The organism is Chryseobacterium sp. YR221 (assembly GCF_900176315.1).
Lineage (GTDB): Bacteria > Bacteroidota > Bacteroidia > Flavobacteriales > Weeksellaceae > Chryseobacterium > Chryseobacterium rhizosphaerae.
Genome location: NZ_FWXM01000005.1, coordinates 66,921 through 86,229 on the forward strand (window position 1 = coordinate 66,921; position 19,309 = coordinate 86,229).

Sequence of the window (19,309 nt, forward strand, 5' to 3'; positions counted from 1 at the left end):
AGACAAAGTGATTCGTGTTTTGAAAAAATAAGACTAACCCATAGAATTTATTTTTAGAATTAATACCTGACAAGGACCACTCCGCCTCATTGTGTTTACATAAAAAGAGCTTTTCAGTTTTGAAAAGCTCTTTTACAAAGTAAACGACAAGCAGTGACACCGACCTCATGAACTTCCTTCTCCATGTTTCCAGCTTTCTTACTTTATTTCTATTTTGCAATCGGAAGATGAGTACTTACCGCAATTCTGTTCCATGCATTAATGGTTACAATAGCCATGATGATCTGTGCGATCTGATTTTCATCAAAAATTGACTTGGCTTTTTGGAAAGTCTCTTCTGTCAAACCTGCATGGCTGATCAAAGTGATCTCTTCTGTCATTTCCAAAAGTACCTGCTCTTCTTCTGTAAATAAATCTTTGGCTTCTCTCCACCCGTCAAGGATAAAAATTCTTTGAGGGGTTTCACCATATTTAATGGCATCTTTCGTGTGCATATCAAGACAAAAAGCACATTTATTAATCTGTGAAGCCCTGATTTTAATTAATTCTTTCTGAATGTGGTTTAAAGAAATAGTCTGTAGGTACCCTTCCAATCCCATCATCGCTTTATACGCTGCTGAATCTACTGTTGCAATATTTAATCTTGCGCTCATTATGATATTATTTTTTGGTTAATTGATCTATACTAAAGGAATATTGTTGCTGAGAAGCCAATAAAAATGCACCTGCACATCCTACCCAAACAGAATAGTCAAGAGGGGCTTTGATCCCCAATGCAATAGTCATTGACACCGCAAAAATCAACAAGAGAAAACCGCTTCCATATGCCGCAATTTTTGTTTTAAAACCTAAAATCAGCATCAGTGGAAATAGGATTTCCAAACATGTTGCAGCATATGCCGACACAGTACTTAAAGCTTCGGGAAGAAAAAATGTCAGTTTTCTTGTGTATGCCTCAAAATTGGCCATATTTCCCCATGCAGCGTTGGTACCCCAAAAACCCAATCTGTCTGCTATTGCAGAGAGCATAGTCACTGAAAGTGCTAATCTTAAAAATAACTGCGGAAATTGATTCTGTTGATCTGTCATTGTATTGGCTTTTAATAACATGACAAATTTCCAAATTATAAATGGTAAAAAACTTAAACTGGTTTAAGATCGTAATTTTGCTCTGATTTCGCTGAGATATTCCGGAGTAAGATTTAAAAAGGAAGCGATCAGATATTGTGGAATCCTTTGAATAAACCAAGGGTATAATGTACTAAAATGAACATATAATTCTTCTCTGGACATTTCATACAAATATCGTATTCTCCTCTCTGATGCAGCATAAGCTCTTTGATAAATCATTCGGAAATAGCGCTCCATAATAGGATGTTTCTGCAGTAACAGCTCCTGGTTTTCCAGATCAATGACCAAAATAGAAGAATGTTCCACTGCCTGAATAGAAAAATCAGACTGTATTTGTCTTTCATAAGCAAATGTATCTGTGATCCACCAGTTTTCTATAGCAAATTCAGTAGTTTGCTCTACCCCTTTTTCATTGATGAAGAATTTTCTTAGACAGCCTTTATTGACAAAATACATATGTTTGCAAATTTCTCCATTAAGCATTAAGTTTTGCTTTTTTCTGACTTCCAGTACCTTAAAAAAAGAAAGAATAGAAACATATTCCTCTTCGGTTACACTGATAAATTTGTCTAAATGTATCTTAAAACTATCCATCTTTAGATTTAAATACTCAAACTTAACTTTATTTTTTTAGTTTTACAATGACAAAATCGTAAATCATGGAACTCATTGCTAAAATTCTAATAGCAGTTGTTGCGTTAGAACATATCTATATTCTCTGGATGGAAATGTTTGCCTGGGAAACAAAAGGTAAAGAAGTTTTCAAAGCAGCACTGCCTGCAGAAATGTTTAAGCCGACTAAAGGGCTTGCAGCCAATCAGGGCCTGTATAACGGCTTTCTGGCTGCCGGACTCATCTGGTCATTTCTGATCAAAGACCCTCAATGGCAGGATAATGTGGCATTATTCTTTTTAGGATGTGTAGCTGTAGCTGGAATTTATGGGGCGATTTCTGCTACCAAAAAGATATTTTTTGTACAGGCACTTCCCGCAATACTGGCAATTATTGCTGTTTTACTGAAATAATTTCATCGCCCATATTCTAAAAAATTTTCTTAAAAATATTGATTCTGTAAGTGCTCTTTTATCTTGAATGATAAGGGTAAAATTGCTATGAATATCTTGTTCCATCATTAGACTTAAAACCAGCTTCTTAAGGCTCAAAAAATCCATTTAATATAAAATTTGTAAATTTGCACCGTCATAAGAAATTGATATACAGATTTTTTATGCTGATCTGCATTTTGATGGAATGTAGAAATTCAAGTTGTTCAGTACACATATCTTTAATTACTTCATCAATAATTTAATTGTAGAATCTATGTAAAAGATTAATTTCTTTTTACATGATACACTCTTTTTCTAGAGTATAATCTATTGACATATTTAAAATAAACATAAGGCCTGGGGTCTTTATGGTTTTATTTTTTTGTGAAAAGCTTCTATCACCAGAAGCTTATATAGATGTTTTTTACTATTACCATCAACAGAACAACTAAGATAAAGGCATAATAATAAATTGGTTTACAATTTCTTATATCATTTATTAATTGAAAAATTCTGAATATGGAAAAAAATGAAAACAGTAGAAAAGTAAAACTTAAAGTTGAAGATCTGACTATTATTTTTGGCAAAAACAAAGAAAAAGCACAGGAACTTTTAGACAAAGGTTTTTCCAAAAAGGAAATTCTTGAAAAAACAGGTTGCACGGTAGGAATCAACAAAGCCAGTTTTGAAATCTATGAAGGTGAATTCTTTGTGATTATGGGATTATCAGGAAGTGGAAAATCCACTTTACTACGCTGTCTTAACAGGCTGAATGAGCCCACTTCAGGAAAAGTATTTATCAATGAAGATGATATTACCGGTAAAAACAATAAAGAGCTTCTGGAAGTAAGAAGAACGGGAATGAGTATGGTATTTCAAAAATTTGGATTACTACCCCATCATACTATTTTAGACAATGCAGGTTTCGGCCTGGAAATCAGGGGAGAAAATAAAGCTTCCCGTGATGAAAAAGCTCAGAAAGCACTGGATATTGTGGGATTAAACGGCTTCGAAAACCAGTTTCCTTCCCAACTTTCAGGAGGAATGCAGCAGAGAGTGGGATTAGCCAGAGCTTTGGCCAACGACCCTGAAGTATTGCTGATGGATGAGGCTTTCTCCGCACTGGATCCTTTGATAAAATCTGAAATGCAGGATCAAATGCTTGAATTGCAAAATACATTGCAAAAAACCATTGTTTTCATTACACATGATTTGGACGAAGCCATTAAAATTGGAGACCGTATCGTCATTATGAAAGATGGTGTCATAGAACAAATAGGAACAGCCGAGGATATTTTAACCAATCCTGCCAGTGACTATGTAAAAGCCTTTGTAGAGAAAGTGGATCGTAAAACAATTATTACCGCTAAATCTTTGATGTTTGACAAAGCTACAGTAGTGCGTTTTAGAAAAGACGGACCTGAAGGTGCCTTAAGAAAAATGAGAGCAACAGGTTTAGAAAACTTACCTGTTGTAGATTTTCAAAATAAATTTCTGGGGTTTGTCACGCTTAATGATATCGTCAGAATTGCAAAGAAAAAAGAACCCACGGTAGAATCGGTTATCAACAGCAACGTTCCTTCCGTTTATCCGGAGGTGACTGTAGAAGAAATGTTACCGCTAATTTCCGGAAGTAAATCAGCCATTGCCGTGGTAGATGAAAACAATAAATTCTTAGGTCTTATCACCCAGCTATCTCTCATCATAGAAGCTACAAAGTTTAACGAAGAAGAGATCATTGAATTAAAAGAAATCGCAAACAATCAATAAGATGAATAAAACTATAGATATAGGTCAATATGTAGAAACTGCAATCAATTGGCTCACAGAAAATGGAAAACCTGTATTTGATATTATAAAACATGTAGGAAACTCCTCTATTATGGGGATTGAATGGGTTTTGGTAAACACTCCTTTTTATGTTATCATTCTCTTTTTTACGCTATTGGCATTATGGAAAGCCGGAAAAGGCATCGCTGTGGTGACTGTAGCTGGATTGAGTTTAATATTTTTAATGGGATTATGGAAAGAAACCATGGAAACCCTTGCCCTTATTTTTGTAGCAACTATTACTGCATTGATCATTTCAATCCCTTTAGGAATTTGGGCTGCCAAAAGCAAAATAGCCGCAAAAATTATCCGCCCATTACTGGATTTAATGCAAACAATGCCCGCATTTGTCTACCTGATTCCGGCTGTATTATTTTTCAGTATCGGTAAAGTTCCGGGGGCTTTTGCAACGATTATTTTTGCGATGCCACCAGCCGTAAGGTTAACGACATTGGGAATTGAAGCTGTTCCGAAAGATATTGTGGAAGCAGCGAGGGCTTTTGGAGCTACCAACCGCCAGATATTATTTAAAGTAGAACTTCCTTTAGCCATGAAAACGATTTTAACAGGGATCAATCAAACGATACTGTTATCCTTATCTATGGTCGTTATTGCAGGAATGATTGCTGCAGGCGGTTTGGGTGAAAAAGTACTGGAAGGAATCAATAATCTGGATATCGGATTAGGATTTGAAAGTGGATTATCCGTTGTGATTTTAGCTATTATCCTCGACCGGATTACTCAAGGATTTGTAAAGAAAAAACAATAAGATGAAAAATTTAAAATATATATTTTTTCCAATTTTAATGGGAATATGCTCTATATTGAATTCATGTGAAAATATAAAAAACTCTAAATATATCACCATCGGGATGGTAGATGGCTGGGCAGAAGATGTTGCCATGACGCATGTTGCCAAAGCTATTTTGGATCAGCAGGGATATCATGTTATTATTCAAAAAGCTTCTACAGATATGATTCTGGCTTCGATGAATAATGAAGATACGGATCTTTTTATGGGAGTTTGGCTACCTTACACGCACGCTAAAAAGGTAGCTAAGTTTCCGGGATTAGTGAATATAGGAACAAATTATGATAGCGGCCGTATAGGATTGGTAGTCCCGGAATACATTCCTGTTAATTCCATTGAAGAGCTTAATCAGCATAAGGATCAATTCAATCACAGAATCATTGGAATTGAGAAAGGAGCAGGACTGACATCCGGAACAGATCAGGCTATTATCGACTATACACTGGATTATAAACAAATCAACTCTTCTACCATTGCCATGATCACTGAATTACAGAATGCCATACAACGTAAACAATGGATTGTTGTAGCTGGATGGCAACCTCACTGGATGTTTGGAAAAATGAAACTTAAGTTTCTTCATGATCCTAAAAAGGTATTTGGTGAAGCTGAACAGATTAAAACTTACGCCAGAAAAAGCTTTGGTAAAGATCATCCGGAGTTGACCAAATTCTTTGCTAAAGTACATTTTGATGATGAACATATGGCTGATCTTTTACTCAAAATGGAACACAGTAAAAATAAGGAAGCCACTGCCATGAAATGGGTGGAAGAACATCCTGAACTGGTAAAATTATGGCTAGATAAAAAGTAACGGACCGGTACTATTACCCCATCTAAAATCCTCAACTCTTCAGGAGTCTGAGGATTTTTTTGTCATCTATGATTCAGAAGAATTCATGGATTCTTTGATCTTCTCCCGATGGAGTATTCCCCAATTAACCAATGTCTCCGTCACCGGAAATACCGATTTCCCATATTCGGTAACAGCATAAGTAACAGTGATGGGTTTTGTATCCTGAATCGTCCTCGTAATAAGAAGGTTGATTTCCATTTCTTTCAGTTCTTTGCTCAGCATTTTAGCAGAAATTCCTTCAATGCTGCGCTCCAGTTTTTTAAAATGAATTTTCTGATCAGGCCTGTTGGTCAGGTATCGCAGGATCATCAGTTTCCATTTTCCGCCTAATACATCCAGACTATCACGCATCGCGAACAATTCTTCCGTGCAGCTCGCTTCTCTTTCTATTCCGTTTTCAATGATTTTTGCCATAATAGTTTCATGAAGGTAACTAGTTACCATTTGTTAACTAGTAGCAAATATAAACTATTCCCTCTTTACATTTGTGTATCAAATGAACGGGGTGAAATCGCTATGATTTCTCAAATGCAAACAGATGATCTTGCGATTGCATATGACCTTAAAAAAAAAATATCAACATATGAAAGTAGTTATTTTAAATAAAAATTTCCAACTGGAAGATGGGAATATAGAAATACCACAGGTAAAAAGTAATGAAGTTTTAATTCAGATCAAAGCAAGTGGCTTCAACCCCATCGATTATCAGATGCTGGAAAATGAACTGGAGCGAAAACTGATCAGTTCACCAATATTGGGCCGGGAATTGTCCGGAGTTATTGTAGAAAAAGGAACGGAGGTCTCTGAATTCAATGTTGGAGATGAAGTTTTCTCAGGAAGTGGTTCTATGGGCAGCAACGGAACCTATGCAGAATATATCAGTGTTCCGGCAGCCATTGTTTCTCTCAAACCTCAAAATATATCCTTTGAACAGGCCGCATCTATCCCATCCGCTGGCCTTACATCTCTGCAGATCTTTAAACGGTTACAATTAAACCCCGAAAATACCATTCTTGTAACAGGCGCTACAGGAGGGGTAGGCTCTTTCCTGATCAAATTATTACTGGCTAATCATATCCGGAAGATCATTGCAACGGTTGGCAGTGAAGCCAACAGACAAATCCTTCTCAATATGGGGCTGGAAAGCCATCAAATCATCAACTATAAAGAGGAAAACCTTATTGAAAACCTTTTAAAAGCAAATAAGGGTCAGTCTTTCGATATTGGGATAGACCTGGTAGGCAATCATATGTCAGAAGTCACGGCCAATGTATTAAAGATCAACGGAGCTTATGTAGACGTTACCGCCCTGGTGACTAAAGAGGCCCATGAGCACCTTTTCAACAAAGGAAGTTTGATTATGAATATCTCCAATTACACCTACAGTATGGTGAAAGATTATGGATATTACAAAAATAGCTTGGAGGAAATATCAAAACTTATTGAGAGCGGAGCTATTCTTCCTCCGCAATATAAAACTATAGGGAATTTATCCTTAGAAACGGTCCTTCAGGCTCATTCTCTTCTTAAAAACAATCAGGCCCAGGGCCATAAACTCATTATGAAACATTAATTTATGAATAAAATACCAAGACGCATTGTAACAGGAATTCAAAGCGGAAAATCTGTTATTATCGAAGATCAGCCTGTAGCAAATGCAGTAGAACATTTCCCCGGACTTATTATTTCCGATGTATGGAATACCCAACAAACGCCGGCAGGCTTAGACTTTGAAACCCCAATTCCTAATACCGGATTTCCGCAAACGCCAAAGAATGGAACCTACTTTCGATATGTAGTGGTACCTCCGGATAAAGGTCTGGGGATAGAATGGAAAAAGAATGAACCTCATCCGATGATGCATCAGACACCGACACTGGATTATATTATTATTCTTTCCGGTGAACTCTACCTGATCATGGAAGAAGGCGAAACACTTCTGAAACCGGGAGATATTGTCATTCAGAGAGGAACCAATCATGCCTGGAGCAACCGCTCAAACGAACCGTGTATTCAGCTGGCAGTGCTAATAGATGCAAGTGCTCAGGGGTAGAATAATTGAAAGATTTAATTATTTAAAAATTGAAAGATTGAAGTAGTTCTCACTAATTTCAAAATACGTTAAAGAAAAAATCTGCGGGAAATGAAAAAAACTTTTAAGGTTGGGCAAACGCAAAGGCACAAGAAATCAAAGGTTTTCAGCAAGGATTTACAAATATAGTATTAGGAATATACAATTTTATCACAGCTAAAATCCTTGCACCTTAAAGCATAATAAAAAGAAAAAATTGCGCCCTTGCGTTTTCCAACAAAAACCACCCACTTACAAAGCAGAAATTTCCAACAGCTTCTGTTTCATTTTTTCAGCAGTAAACTGTCCCTCATGATAATAGACCAATTTTTGGTTTTTATCCAGAATGATCCACAGTGGATATACAGGCTGATCTTTATTTTTTGACAATGCCAGTACCAACTCATGGATTCCTGAGCTCCCATTGGCTAAATAATTAAACTCATGATCCTGAAAATAAATTTTTTCTTTTGTCTTTTCTGCTTCAAAATTGATAAAATAAAAATGGTCATTCATCATTGTAACAAGGTCTTTATCTTTGCTCAAACGGAAAGATTCAATTTTACAAACCGCACACCAGTCTGTATAAAGATGAATGACAGTAGGCCTGGCATCTTCTTTTTGCAAAACCTCTACTTCAGAAAAAGTGCCTGTCTTCATCTGAGACAGATAAAAACAGGGCACTAACATTAAAAATAAAGCTAATTTTTTCATTTCAAAGTATATTTTACTCCCAGGAACCCTCTGATACGCTGCATAGGAGCATACCCATAAGCCGTATCAAAAGTATAATGATTGGGATTGCTGATGGGATCATCAGCATGTTTATCAAATGGGTCAAACGGTCTCATTAAAGGATCTTTGGGAGTAAAATTGAATAAATTTTTCACTCCGCAATACACTTCAAAGCCGGATTTAAAGCTTTTTGAAACCTGAATATTGGCCAAAGAATAGAATGGTGAATATTCGGGACGGAAGTCGTTAGGTAAAACAGGAAGTCTCATGGGACCATAAAACTGCCCGGTAAAATCTACCGTCAGATTACTTGGGAATTTATACGTCAGGTTATAGGTTCCGCTCCATTTTGGAGCATGCAGTTGTTGTGTTTTCTGATTTTCATTATCAAATTTCTGATATACGTCAAGATAAGTTACTCCTAAGTTGACACTTAAAGGAAAGCTGAAGCTGAAATCTACATTCAGGGAAGCTCCTCTTGAAATTCCATATCCATGAAGATTATCATAAATAATTTTATCAGGATCAGAATCAAAATCACCTACAATTTTATTACTGAAATAGGTATAAAATGCAGAAGCATCAAGATTCACCATACGGGTACCCATAGGAATTTTCCAGATATAGTTCAGGTTTCCGTTAACCGACCTTTCAGGTTTAAGATCAGACTTTACGACCACTTCACGGGAACCCGTTAAGGCTGCATGATCTTCGGTAAACAAGTTCACAACCCTAAACCCCGTTCCAAAGTTGAAACGCAGAGTATGGTAAGGATTCGGTGAAAATTTCCATGCTAATCTTGGGGAATGCACCGAGTGATGTACTTTATCATAATCATATCGGTAGCCCAACAGCAGCGTATTTTTATCATTAATTTCCCACTGGTCCTGAATAAATGCTCCCCAGATCGGAGACTTCATCGGTGCATTGGTGATTCCGTCTGCTCCCAGCGTTCCCGGTGTATTATCATCGTAAAAAGTTCTTTTGAAGGTAAGTCCGGCCGTGATATCATGTTTCCCAAAACTTCTGTCCCAATACGTTTGTACAAAAGCCACTTTTTGAAGTGCATTAAATGGATTAGCTCCATAAAAAGAATTCTGGTCATGATAATTGTAAGAAAACTGAGTGACAATATGCTCTTTCATAGGCCATTCATACAAACCGAAAACCTCTGCTCTGTTGGTATAAATACTTTCTCCATATACTTCATCACTTCCCCGGTAGGATTTATTCCACTGCATTTCTCCTCCGAAACGGTCTTCATATAGATATCTCATAGCAAAGCTCGCCTGGCGGTTTTCTTTTCTTTTAAAATTCCATTTGTTAAAAACAGAAATTCGGCTCTGTAAAGTGGTATCGGTAAAATTATCTTTATTCTGATCTATTTTTTCCTGAAAACTGAAATAATTTAAACTTAGCAAGGACGCCGCGTTTTTCCCTACATTAAACTTTGTAGAGAGGTCCAGATTATTCTCACTCCATGTCGTAGTCATCAGATCCACGCTCAATTTTGGGGCTGTCAATGCGTTTTTGGTAATAATATTGATTACTCCGCCCATGGCTTCAGAACCATAAATAGAAGAAGCCGGACCTTTTACCACCTCTATCCTATCCACCAGGCTGTTCGGAATTCCACTTAGACCATATACCGTAGAAAGCGAACTTACTATAGGCATTCCGTCAATCAGAATCATGGTATAAGGACCCTCCAGTCCATTGATGTGAATATCCCCCGTATTGCAAACGGAACAGTTTAGCTGAGGTTTTACTCCATTTACCATAGCAATGGCTTCAAAAATACTTGGAGTAGGGTTCTTCTGGAAAAATTTCTGGCTGTAAATCTCTACTGCCACAGGACTTTTGGATCTGCTCATCGGTTTTATGGTTCCGGTAACCACTACATCTTCAATACTGCTGGTTTTAATTTCTCTTTTTGAAATTCTGGTTGAATCTATGTTTTTATTTTGATGTAAACTTAAGCTGTCTGTCTCCTGAGAGAAACAATAGGATGATAAAAAAGTAATAGAAAATAATATTCGTTTCATGAAATTATAATTGTTAGACAAATCTAACAATTATTTTTGAAACACGAAACACTATGTTGAATATTTTGGTTGAGTCAATTCGTGAAAAATGATTAAATTTGAGAAACTACATATAAAAGTAAAATGAGATATCATTTATCGGGAAACATCCCACCAAAAAGACATACCATCTTTAAGTCTCCGGAAGATAAATTTTACTATGAACAGCTTTTCGGAACAGAAGGCTTTCACGGTATCTCTTCTCTGCTATACCACATTCACCGCCCTACACAGATAAAATCAATTGGGGAGCCTAAGGATGTGACACCGAAAATTGCGGTAGAAAAAAATATTACCCCAAGAATGTTCAAGGGAATGAATGTCACTCCTGAAGATGATTTTATGGACAGCCGAAAGATCCTTTTGATGAATAATGACCTGAAAATGGGATTGGCAAAGCCGAGAAAATCAATGGATTATTTCTATAAAAATGCCGAATGTGATGAGCTTTTATTCGTTCATGAAGGAGCCGGTATCTTAAAAACATTTGTAGGAGATCTTGAATTCGTAACTGGTGATTATCTTATCATTCCGAGAGGAACCATTTATCAGGTGGAATTACAGTCTGAAAATACGGTGTTCTTTGTTCTGGAAAGCCACTCTCCTATCTATACTCCGAAAAGATACAGAAATGAATTCGGACAACTTTTGGAACACTCTCCGTTCTGCGAAAGAGACATGATTGCTCCTGTTTTCAAAGAACCTAAAGATGAAAAGGGAGAATTTTTAATTAAAGTAAAAAAAGAAAACCAGATTACAGACTTCATCTATGCAACACATCCATTTGATGTAGTAGGCTGGGACGGATATTTTTATCCTTATAAATTCAATATCAAAAACTTTGAACCTATTACAGGAAGAATTCACCAACCCCCACCGGTACACCAGAATTTTGAAGCTCATAATTTTGTAGTGTGCTCATTCTGTGCCAGAATGTATGATTACCATCCAATGGCTATTCCGGCTCCTTACAATCATTCCAATATTGATTCTGATGAGGTTTTGTTCTACACAGAAGGAGACTTTATGAGCCGTAACCACATTGACCTGATGGATTTCACTCTTCATCCGGGAGGAATTGTACATGGACCTCACCCAGGGGCTATGGAAAGAAGTATTGGTAAAAAATTTACTGAAGAATATGCCGTAATGGTAGATCCTTTCCGTCCTTTGAAAATTACAGAAGAAGCTTTGAAAGTGGAAGATCCGTCATACAAAACTTCATGGCTGGAATAATTGAAATGATTTTAATTCTTTAGGCTGAACAAGAAGAATAGCCCTTAAGTTTCATAAAAATGTTTAAAACACAGGTTCTGTGACTTTTAACCACGTTGAATCTTAAGTTTTGAGTTAAAAATTCTAATAGATGTATCTCATACTAAAGAGCCTAAACAATTTCATATAAAAAGTACTGCTGAATACATATAAAAGACCCTTTGAATGCTTTATTTAAAGGGTCTTTTTTCGTAAATTTGTGAGAGATGGTTAACATTTATAATCACCATTATTTTTCATAACGCATCCTAAGTAATGGTGGTTACCACAAAATCAAGATTACATGTTAGAAAGAATCAGATTAGAAAGTCTACACCAAAAAGTGACAACAGCTGAAAACGCTGTAAAAATGATTAAAGACGGTATGGTCATAGGATCTAGCGGCTTTACAAAAGCAGGTGACAGCAAAGCAATTTTGCCGGCATTAGCTGAAAGAGGAAAAACTGAAGATATTAAGGTCACTCTAATGACCGGAGCTTCATTAGGACATGGTACCGATGGCAAATTAGCAGAAGCTAATGTATTAAAGAAAAGGATGCCTTTCCAGGTAGATCCCATTTTAAGAAATAAGATTAATAATGGCGAAATTCTCTTCATTGATCAGCATTTAAGTGAAAGTGCCGAACTGCTTCACACTAAAAACCTACAGACTATTGATCTGGCGGTGATTGAAGCAGCTTATATTGAAAGAGATGGGAGCATTGTCCCTACAACTTCTGTAGGAAACTCAGTCACTTTTGCGGCATTGGCCAAAAAAGTCATCATCGAGATCAATACCGAAGTTCCTGAGGAAGTGTATGGTATTCACGATATCTACCAGGCTGAAGATTATCCTTACAGAAACGTTATTCCTATTGTCGCTCCATGGAACAAAATCGGAAGAAAAAGTATTCCTATTGATCCTGACAAAATTGAGGCTATTGTTTTTACCCACCTTAAAGACAGCCCTGCAGATATTGCGGAACCGGATGAAAAAACAACTGCTATTGCAAAGCACCTCCTGGGTTTCTTTGAAAATGAAGTTCTTCTGGGACGTCTTACAGACAGATTACTTCCTCTTCAGGCGGGAATTGGTAAAGTAGCCAACGCCGTTCTTACAGGATTTAAGGACAGTAATTTTTATGACCTTACTATGTTTTCTGAAGTGCTTCAGGACAGTACCTTTGATCTCATTGATTCCGGTAAACTAAGTTTTGCTTCTGCATCTTCCATTACGGTTTCTCAGGAATGCTATGAAAGAGTATTAGGAAACCTTTCAAAATACAGAGAAAAATTTGTTTTAAGACCCCAGAATATTTCCAATACTCCAGGATTGATCAGGAGATTAGGAGTCATTGCTATCAATACAGCAATTGAATTTGATATTTACGGAAATGTAAATTCCACCCATATTGGCGGAACAAAAATCATGAACGGAATCGGAGGGTCCGGAGATTTTGCAAGAAACGCTTACTTAAGTATTTTCGTAACTCAGGCTGCTTCCAAAGGAAACAATATTTCCCATGTGCTTCCAATGGTTTCTCATACCGATCATACAGAGCATGATGTTGACATTTTGGTTACCGATATCGGGCTGGCTGATTTAAGAGGCTTAGCTCCCAGAGAAAGGGCTCAAAAAATAATTGACCACTGTGTGCATCCTGATTATAGAGAAGAGCTGCAGTCCTACTTTGACAGAGCCTGTGAAAGAGGTGGCCACACTCCTCATTTACTTGAAGAAGCCTTTAGCTGGCATTTGCGATTTTCTGAAACAGGAAGTATGAAACAGAAAACTGAAGCTCCTATTTTAAATTAAGAAATTAATTCTAGCCTATAAAAAGACCGAATGCAGTGCATCCGGTCTTTTTGCTTTTTCTTTAAATTCTTTATGTTTAACATGATAAAAATCTTCTAATTCGCCTGAAATATTTAGAATAAGTAAAGACGATAAAGCTTATCTTTGAGAGAAGACAGGTGTTTTATGAGATAAAAAATTAATATCAAAAAAAAAAAATATGCATAATTACATAAGCGCTGAAGAAGCAATATATACTATAAAAAGTGGAAACAGGGTATTTTTCCATGGCAGTGCATGTACTCCTAACTACCTTATTGATGAACTGGCGAGACAATCTCATCGGTTGGAAAATGTAGAAATGGTTTCTATTACCCAACAGGGAAATGTAGAAATTGCAAAACCCGAATATAAAGACAGTTTCTTTGTCAATTCTTTATTTGTTTCCACACCGGTTCGGGATGCTGTCAATTCAGACAGAGGAGACTTTGTTCCCGTATTTCTCAGCGAAATTCCTATTTTATTCAGAAAAAATATACTGCCTCTGGATGTGGCTTTAATAACCGTTTCACCTCCTGACAGACATGGCTTCTGTACGTTGGGAACTTCTGTAGATATTGCAAGATCAGCAGTGGATACCGCAAAAATCATCGTTGCAATCGTTAACCCTAGAATGCCGAGAACTCATGGAGACGGAATGATCCATATCAGCAGAATTCATAAGCTCGTATGGCATGAAGAAGAGCTTCCCACAGTAGATTATGGTTCAAAAGTAGGTCCTGAAGAAATGCTTGTAGGAAAAAACGTAGCCGAACTTATTGAAGACAGGTCTACCCTTCAGATGGGTATCGGAACAATTCCCGATGCCGTTTTAAAGTGCCTGGGCAATCATAAAGATCTAGGTATTCATACCGAAATGCTCAGTGATGGAGTCATTGATCTTATTCAGAATGATGTAATTAACAACAAATACAAAGGCTATAACGACAATAAAACCATCACAAGTTTCTGCTTTGGAACCAGAAAATTATATGATTATGTAGATGATAACACTGTTTTTGCATTCAGAGATGTGAGCGAAGTTAATTTCCCCATTAACATCATGAAAAATAAAAAAATGGTAGCCATTAACTCAGCTATTGAGATTGATCTTACCGGCCAGGTATGTGCCGACTCTATAGGAACCATGCAGTATAGTGGTATCGGAGGACAAATGGACTTTATGAGAGGAGCAGCATTGGGTGAAGACGGAAAACCAATTATTGCCATCACTTCAAGAACCCGAAAAGGAGTTTCCAGAATTGTCCCATATCTTAAACAGGGAGCAGGGGTAGTTACTACCAGGGGGCATATTCACTATGTAGTTACGGAATATGGAACTGCTTACCTCTATGGTAAAAACCTTCGCCAGAGGGCACAAGAGCTGATCAGTATTGCGCATCCGGATGACAGAGAAATGCTGGAAAGAGCCGCTTTCGAAAGATTTAAACATTAATAATCAAACAGATAATCTCTTAAATGTTGTTTTTATTTAGAATCAAAAAAATTTTTCCATGCCAGACTCCATGAATCATTATAAAACATTAACATTTTGGCAGTATATTTGATAAAATCATTATAAAACAAGGAAATTGAAAACGATATATAATTCGATACGAGAAGAAGTTGAAAAGCATTCGAAGGTAAGGAATTCTGTTTTGGGGAATGTGAGTGAATGGAAAAGAAGCCATTATATTATCCTTTCCGAAATTATTAAAGAAGAATTATCTGAGGCTGAAGAATTGAAGGGAGGGAAAAAATTTGAAATAGGAAATACTATTTCACATGTTACTTTACAACGTTTTTTTGAAAACGATTACCAGGACAAAACCCATAGCGATCTCAGATTTTTAAAAACTCTGGACAAGATATGTATCTTTCTGGGATACAAAGATCTTAATGATTACATTCTTTCTATGAGGCATAAAAAACAGGAAGATAAGGAAGCCGATGATCATTCATTTCTAACCCAAATGGTTTATGATTACTGTGCCACCGCTTTTGAGTTTTACAAACAGTTTCCTAATCATAATACCGATATCTTTAAAGATTTGGTATTTAACGATTCCCCTTTTTTAGAAAGGGCATCATTATACAGTAAAGAGCTGTGTGACAAAGATTTTCAACTGGTCACAAAAAACAATCGGTCCAATTACGAAGTTTTTGACATCCACATTGTTACAGATGAACCTGATAAAAAAATACTGGAGTCTCAGGAGTTCTGGAATCTTCTGTTCAAAGTAGGAGAAACCGGCGAAGAGCATTTTGTCAATCAGCTGAGCACCCAAATTTACTTTATCAGAAAGGTAGATGACACCTGGAAGATCTGGGATAATTACAATCCTGATGCAGGAAGCTTAAACAGGAAAATAGAAGTTTTATAAAAATAAGAAAGCCGCAGAAAATCTTCTGCGGCTTTCATGTTCGAAATATTATTTTTCACTTGTCTTTTGTATTACAAATGTAGGAGGTCCATTCTAAACCTAAGAAACTTAAATATACTTAAATGAACTCTTCTTTAACTTTATGTTAAATAAACACCAGGATTTCTGTTTATTATTTTCCCTATGTCCAAGATTTTTGTAATTTGCATACCAATAAAATAAAAGTAAAAAGAAAACATGTCAACACTAACATTTGCCGAAAAAATTGCTCAAGCAGAGAATTTTTTACCGATTAACGGTACAGATTATATTGAGTTTTATGTAGGAAATGCAAAACAGGCTGCCCATTATTATAAAACCGCTTTCGGTTTTCAGTCTGTAGCTTATGCGGGTCCTGAAACAGGAGTAAGAGACCGTGCATCTTATGTTCTTCAACAAGGAAAAATAAGATTGGTCTTAACTACCGGACTTAAGTCTGACTCTCCAATCAGTGAGCACGTAAAAAAACATGGTGACGGAGTAAAAATTTTGGCACTTTGGGTAGATGATGCCTATGCAGCTTTTGAAGAGACTACAAAAAGAGGTGGAAAGCCCTATTTAGAGCCTGTAACACTTACTGACGAGCATGGTGAAGTAAGAATGTCCGGAATCTATACTTACGGAGAAACGATTCACATGTTTATTGAAAGAAAAAACTATAAAGGAGCTTTCATGCCAGGATATGAAAAATGGGAAAGCAACTACAACCCTGAAGAAGCCGGTTTGTTGTATGTAGACCACTGCGTAGGAAATGTAGACTGGAACAGAATGATTCCTACCGTAGAATGGTATGAAAAAGTAATGGGATTTGTGAATATCCTTTCTTTTGATGATAAACAGATCAACACAGAATATTCTGCTTTGATGTCTAAGGTAATGTCAAACGGAAACGGATTTGCAAAATTCCCTATCAATGAGCCTGCAGAAGGCAAAAAGAAATCTCAGGTAGAAGAATACCTTGATTTCTATGAAGGAGAAGGGGTACAGCACATTGCTGTTGCTACAAAAGATATCATCCACACAGTCACGGAATTAAAAAAACGTGGGGTAGAATTCCTTTCCGCTCCTCCTGAAGCTTATTATGATATGGTTCCTGAAAGAGTAGGTCATATTGATGAAGATCTTAAGAAATTACAGAATTTAGGTATACTTATTGATCATGATGAAGAAGGGTACTTACTTCAGATTTTTACCAAGCCTGTAGAAGACCGCCCTACCCTATTCTTTGAAATCATTGAAAGACATGGTGCACAGAGTTTTGGTGCCGGAAATTTTAAAGCGTTATTTGAAGCACTGGAAAGAGAACAGGACAGAAGAGGAAATCTTTAATTTTACAGTATATACTAAGTTTTGTCAGGATGCAAAGTCTTGACAAAACTTTTTTATAAAAACACAGCATATGAAAAAAATTTTAATAGGAACTCTATTCCTTGGAACATTGGGCTTAAAAGCTCAATATGGAACATTGGATGCAATTCTTACCAAACTTGAAGAAAGAAGAGGCATCAATCAGAATCTCGACAATGTAAATATTGAGAATAAAAAGTTTGTTTTCATTAAAGATGAGGCAGACCACACGGAAAGAGATTTTATTATCATCAAAGGAAATAATGCTACTTATGTAGAAGTTTTTGATGATAAAGCTACCGGGGAAAGCAGTTCCAATGTTTTTACAGGTGACATCATCAGAAAGAAAAACATTATTTCTTTAAGAGCAGATAAGCTTGAAGATAAAAAAATTCCACTGCCGGTAACTAAAACCCTAATGCTCACCAAGCAAAAGGATATTCTTTATCTCATTGATGTCAATACCAGAGACCGATGGATTGATGAAGAATCCTACTCGAAAAAGGCAAAATAAATATCTTGAAAACAGCTGTTTCTCAGGGTGCTATTTTAATCTAACTTAAATCTAATAAACTTATGAAATCATTTGTAGACTATTCCTCAAATTCGGATTTTTCTATACATAATATCCCTTTCGGAGTCGCAGTTTTTAATAAAGAATATATCGGATGCTGTACAAGGATCGGAGATCAGATTATAGATCTGGCAACCTTGTATGATCTTGGATATTTTGAAGACATTGAAGGATTGGATGACAATGTTTTTGAAGCATACACCATCAACGAATTTATTGAACTGGGTAAACCGGTTACCAATGCTGTTCGTACAAAAATTCAAACGCTATTACAGGAAGGTTCTGCTCTTTCAAAAGACCAGAAAACCATTGAAGAAGCATTTTATGATCTTGACAAAGTGAAAATGATGATGCCTCTTCACATTCCCAACTACACTGATTTCTACAGCAGCATTGAACATGCTACCAATGTTGGAAAAATGTTCCGTGATCCTGCCAATGCTTTATTACCAAACTGGAAACACTTACCGGTAGGTTACCATGGAAGAGCCTCTTCAATTGTAATTTCCGGAACAGACATTAATCGTCCTAAAGGACAGATGAAACCTGCAGATGTGGAAAAACCTGTTTTTGGCCCTTGTAAACAATTGGATTTTGAACTGGAAATGGCCTTCATCATCAACAAAAATACTGAGATGGGAGAAAGCATTTCTACAAAAGACGCTGAAGATGCTATTTTTGGAATGGTAGTGTTCAACGATTGGTCTGCAAGAGATATACAGTCTTGGGAGTATGTGCCATTAGGTCCATTCCTTGCTAAAAACTTCGGTTCATCTATTTCACCATGGGTAGTTACCCTTGAAGCCCTGGAACCATTCAGAACCGCTTCTCCTATACAGGATCCTGAAGTGTTAGACTATTTAAAATTTGAAGGAGACAAAAACTACGATATCAATCTTGAAGTTTATATCCAGCCTGAAAATGGGGAACAAAACCTCATCAGTGAAAGCAATTACAAACACATGTACTGGAATATGACACAACAGCTGGCTCACCACACTGTAAACGGATGCAACGTTGAGGTAGGTGATCTGTATGCCAGTGGTACCATCTCAGGAAGCGATCCAAAATCTTTCGGTTCTATGCTTGAATTGACATGGAGAGGACAAAACCCTTTATCATTAAGCAACGGAGAAGAAAGAAAATTCATTGAAGACAATGATACGGTTACCATGAAAGCATGGGCTGAGAAAGATGGTGTAAGAGTAGGTTTTGGTGAAGTTTCAGGTAAAATTATCCCAACCGTATAATAATTATTTAAACACTTTAGTTTTTTAAGCTAAGTAATAATGGAAAAATTGAGTTCACTTTAG

The 19,309-nt window shown here is 36.6% G+C and carries 19 protein-coding genes; 13 read left to right on the forward strand and 6 right to left on the reverse strand.

Annotation, left to right across the window (positions count from 1 at the left end; genetic code table 11):
- Positions 1-209: 209 nt before the first annotated feature.
- From B8967_RS15315 to B8967_RS15325, 3 genes are all read right to left on the reverse strand, one after another.
- The gene (locus B8967_RS15315; protein ID WP_047493948.1) at positions 210-653 is read right to left on the reverse strand and encodes a carboxymuconolactone decarboxylase family protein; all 444 of its coding nucleotides are present in this window, start codon (positions 651-653) and stop codon (positions 210-212) included.
- A gap of 7 nt (positions 654-660) precedes the next feature.
- Positions 661-1,089, reverse strand: coding sequence for a DoxX family membrane protein (locus tag B8967_RS15320; protein ID WP_228406213.1), 429 nt, complete (start codon positions 1,087-1,089; stop codon positions 661-663).
- A gap of 63 nt (positions 1,090-1,152) precedes the next feature.
- Positions 1,153-1,725, reverse strand: coding sequence for a Crp/Fnr family transcriptional regulator (locus tag B8967_RS15325; protein WP_047493945.1), 573 nt, complete (start codon positions 1,723-1,725; stop codon positions 1,153-1,155).
- Between the two features lie 65 nt (positions 1,726-1,790).
- On the opposite strand from B8967_RS15325, the gene B8967_RS15330 reads away from it, so the two are divergent.
- The 4 genes from B8967_RS15330 to B8967_RS15345 all read left to right on the forward strand — a co-directional run bounded on the left by B8967_RS15330 (position 1,791) and on the right by B8967_RS15345 (position 5,632).
- Positions 1,791-2,156 carry a DUF1304 domain-containing protein gene (locus B8967_RS15330; RefSeq protein ID WP_047493942.1) on the forward strand — a complete coding sequence of 122 codons (366 nt, stop codon included), beginning with the start codon at positions 1,791-1,793 and terminating at the stop codon, positions 2,154-2,156.
- 540 nt (positions 2,157-2,696) lie between these two features.
- Positions 2,697-3,947, forward strand: a complete 1,251-nt coding sequence (locus B8967_RS15335; protein WP_084086665.1) for a quaternary amine ABC transporter ATP-binding protein — start codon at positions 2,697-2,699, stop codon at positions 3,945-3,947.
- Position 3,948: 1 nt separating this feature from the next.
- Positions 3,949-4,776 (forward strand): ABC transporter permease, encoded by an 828-nt coding sequence (locus tag B8967_RS15340; protein ID WP_047493936.1) that lies wholly within the window; start codon positions 3,949-3,951, stop codon positions 4,774-4,776.
- Between the two features lies 1 nt (position 4,777).
- On the forward strand, positions 4,778-5,632 hold the full coding sequence (locus B8967_RS15345) for a glycine betaine ABC transporter substrate-binding protein (protein ID WP_084086666.1): 855 nt from the start codon (positions 4,778-4,780) through the stop codon (positions 5,630-5,632).
- A 66-nt stretch (positions 5,633-5,698) separates the two neighbouring features.
- Here the strand turns inward: B8967_RS15345 and B8967_RS15350 are convergent, their stop codons facing one another.
- Entirely contained in the window at positions 5,699-6,088 is a 390-nt protein-coding gene (locus tag B8967_RS15350; protein ID WP_047493989.1) for a winged helix-turn-helix transcriptional regulator, read from the reverse strand.
- A gap of 169 nt (positions 6,089-6,257) precedes the next feature.
- On the opposite strand from B8967_RS15350, the gene B8967_RS15360 reads away from it, so the two are divergent.
- Positions 6,258-7,247 carry a quinone oxidoreductase family protein gene (locus B8967_RS15360; protein ID WP_084086668.1) on the forward strand — a complete coding sequence of 330 codons (990 nt, stop codon included), beginning with the start codon at positions 6,258-6,260 and terminating at the stop codon, positions 7,245-7,247.
- Positions 7,248-7,250: 3 nt separating this feature from the next.
- Entirely contained in the window at positions 7,251-7,727 is a 477-nt protein-coding gene (locus tag B8967_RS15365) for a cupin domain-containing protein (RefSeq protein WP_084086669.1), read from the forward strand.
- Positions 7,728-7,997: 270 nt separating this feature from the next.
- On the opposite strand, the gene B8967_RS15370 is transcribed toward B8967_RS15365, so the two are convergent.
- Positions 7,998-8,459, reverse strand: a complete 462-nt coding sequence (locus B8967_RS15370) for a thioredoxin domain-containing protein (RefSeq protein WP_084086670.1) — start codon at positions 8,457-8,459, stop codon at positions 7,998-8,000.
- Positions 8,456-10,525 (reverse strand): TonB-dependent receptor plug domain-containing protein, encoded by a 2,070-nt coding sequence (locus B8967_RS15375; RefSeq protein ID WP_084086671.1) that lies wholly within the window; start codon positions 10,523-10,525, stop codon positions 8,456-8,458. Before B8967_RS15375 ends, B8967_RS15370 begins: the two co-directional genes overlap by 4 nt.
- 123 nt (positions 10,526-10,648) lie before the next feature.
- Here B8967_RS15375 and B8967_RS15380 point away from each other — a divergent pair, with 123 nt between their 5' ends.
- From B8967_RS15380 to fahA, 7 genes are all read left to right on the forward strand, one after another.
- Complete coding sequence (locus tag B8967_RS15380; protein ID WP_047493917.1) at positions 10,649-11,800, forward strand: homogentisate 1,2-dioxygenase; 1,152 nt, start codon at positions 10,649-10,651, stop codon at positions 11,798-11,800.
- A 322-nt stretch (positions 11,801-12,122) separates the two neighbouring features.
- Positions 12,123-13,634: a succinate CoA transferase gene (locus B8967_RS15385; RefSeq protein WP_047493914.1), complete on the forward strand. Its 1,512-nt coding sequence runs from the start codon at positions 12,123-12,125 to the stop codon at positions 13,632-13,634.
- A gap of 199 nt (positions 13,635-13,833) precedes the next feature.
- Entirely contained in the window at positions 13,834-15,108 is a 1,275-nt protein-coding gene (locus tag B8967_RS15390; RefSeq protein ID WP_047493911.1) for an acetyl-CoA hydrolase/transferase family protein, read from the forward strand.
- Between the two features lie 136 nt (positions 15,109-15,244).
- Complete coding sequence (locus tag B8967_RS15395) at positions 15,245-16,036, forward strand: hypothetical protein (protein WP_084086672.1); 792 nt, start codon at positions 15,245-15,247, stop codon at positions 16,034-16,036.
- A 237-nt stretch (positions 16,037-16,273) separates the two neighbouring features.
- On the forward strand, positions 16,274-17,404 hold the full coding sequence (gene hppD, locus B8967_RS15400; protein ID WP_084086673.1) for a 4-hydroxyphenylpyruvate dioxygenase: 1,131 nt from the start codon (positions 16,274-16,276) through the stop codon (positions 17,402-17,404).
- A gap of 70 nt (positions 17,405-17,474) precedes the next feature.
- A complete protein-coding gene (locus tag B8967_RS15405) occupies positions 17,475-17,936 on the forward strand; it encodes a hypothetical protein (protein WP_084086674.1) in 462 nt (153 codons plus the stop codon).
- Between the two features lie 62 nt (positions 17,937-17,998).
- Positions 17,999-19,246 carry a fumarylacetoacetase gene (gene fahA, locus B8967_RS15410; protein WP_084086675.1) on the forward strand — a complete coding sequence of 416 codons (1,248 nt, stop codon included), beginning with the start codon at positions 17,999-18,001 and terminating at the stop codon, positions 19,244-19,246.
- The last annotated feature ends 63 nt before the right edge of the window (positions 19,247-19,309 follow it).

Coding starts and splice junctions, on each gene's coding strand:
- B8967_RS15315 (WP_047493948.1), bottom strand. CDS start 653: ATGAGCGCAAGATTAAATATTGCAACAGTAGATTCAGCAGCGTATAAA.
- B8967_RS15320 (WP_228406213.1), bottom strand. CDS start 1,089: ATGACAGATCAACAGAATCAATTTCCGCAGTTATTTTTAAGATTAGCA.
- B8967_RS15325 (WP_047493945.1), bottom strand. CDS start 1,725: ATGGATAGTTTTAAGATACATTTAGACAAATTTATCAGTGTAACCGAA.
- B8967_RS15330 (WP_047493942.1), top strand. CDS start 1,791: ATGGAACTCATTGCTAAAATTCTAATAGCAGTTGTTGCGTTAGAACAT.
- B8967_RS15335 (WP_084086665.1), top strand. CDS start 2,697: ATGGAAAAAAATGAAAACAGTAGAAAAGTAAAACTTAAAGTTGAAGAT.
- B8967_RS15340 (WP_047493936.1), top strand. CDS start 3,949: ATGAATAAAACTATAGATATAGGTCAATATGTAGAAACTGCAATCAAT.
- B8967_RS15345 (WP_084086666.1), top strand. CDS start 4,778: ATGAAAAATTTAAAATATATATTTTTTCCAATTTTAATGGGAATATGC.
- B8967_RS15350 (WP_047493989.1), bottom strand. CDS start 6,088: ATGGCAAAAATCATTGAAAACGGAATAGAAAGAGAAGCGAGCTGCACG.
- B8967_RS15360 (WP_084086668.1), top strand. CDS start 6,258: ATGAAAGTAGTTATTTTAAATAAAAATTTCCAACTGGAAGATGGGAAT.
- B8967_RS15365 (WP_084086669.1), top strand. CDS start 7,251: ATGAATAAAATACCAAGACGCATTGTAACAGGAATTCAAAGCGGAAAA.
- B8967_RS15370 (WP_084086670.1), bottom strand. CDS start 8,459: ATGAAAAAATTAGCTTTATTTTTAATGTTAGTGCCCTGTTTTTATCTG.
- B8967_RS15375 (WP_084086671.1), bottom strand. CDS start 10,525: ATGAAACGAATATTATTTTCTATTACTTTTTTATCATCCTATTGTTTC.
- B8967_RS15380 (WP_047493917.1), top strand. CDS start 10,649: ATGAGATATCATTTATCGGGAAACATCCCACCAAAAAGACATACCATC.
- B8967_RS15385 (WP_047493914.1), top strand. CDS start 12,123: ATGTTAGAAAGAATCAGATTAGAAAGTCTACACCAAAAAGTGACAACA.
- B8967_RS15390 (WP_047493911.1), top strand. CDS start 13,834: ATGCATAATTACATAAGCGCTGAAGAAGCAATATATACTATAAAAAGT.
- hppD (WP_084086673.1), top strand. CDS start 16,274: ATGTCAACACTAACATTTGCCGAAAAAATTGCTCAAGCAGAGAATTTT.
- B8967_RS15405 (WP_084086674.1), top strand. CDS start 17,475: ATGAAAAAAATTTTAATAGGAACTCTATTCCTTGGAACATTGGGCTTA.
- fahA (WP_084086675.1), top strand. CDS start 17,999: ATGAAATCATTTGTAGACTATTCCTCAAATTCGGATTTTTCTATACAT.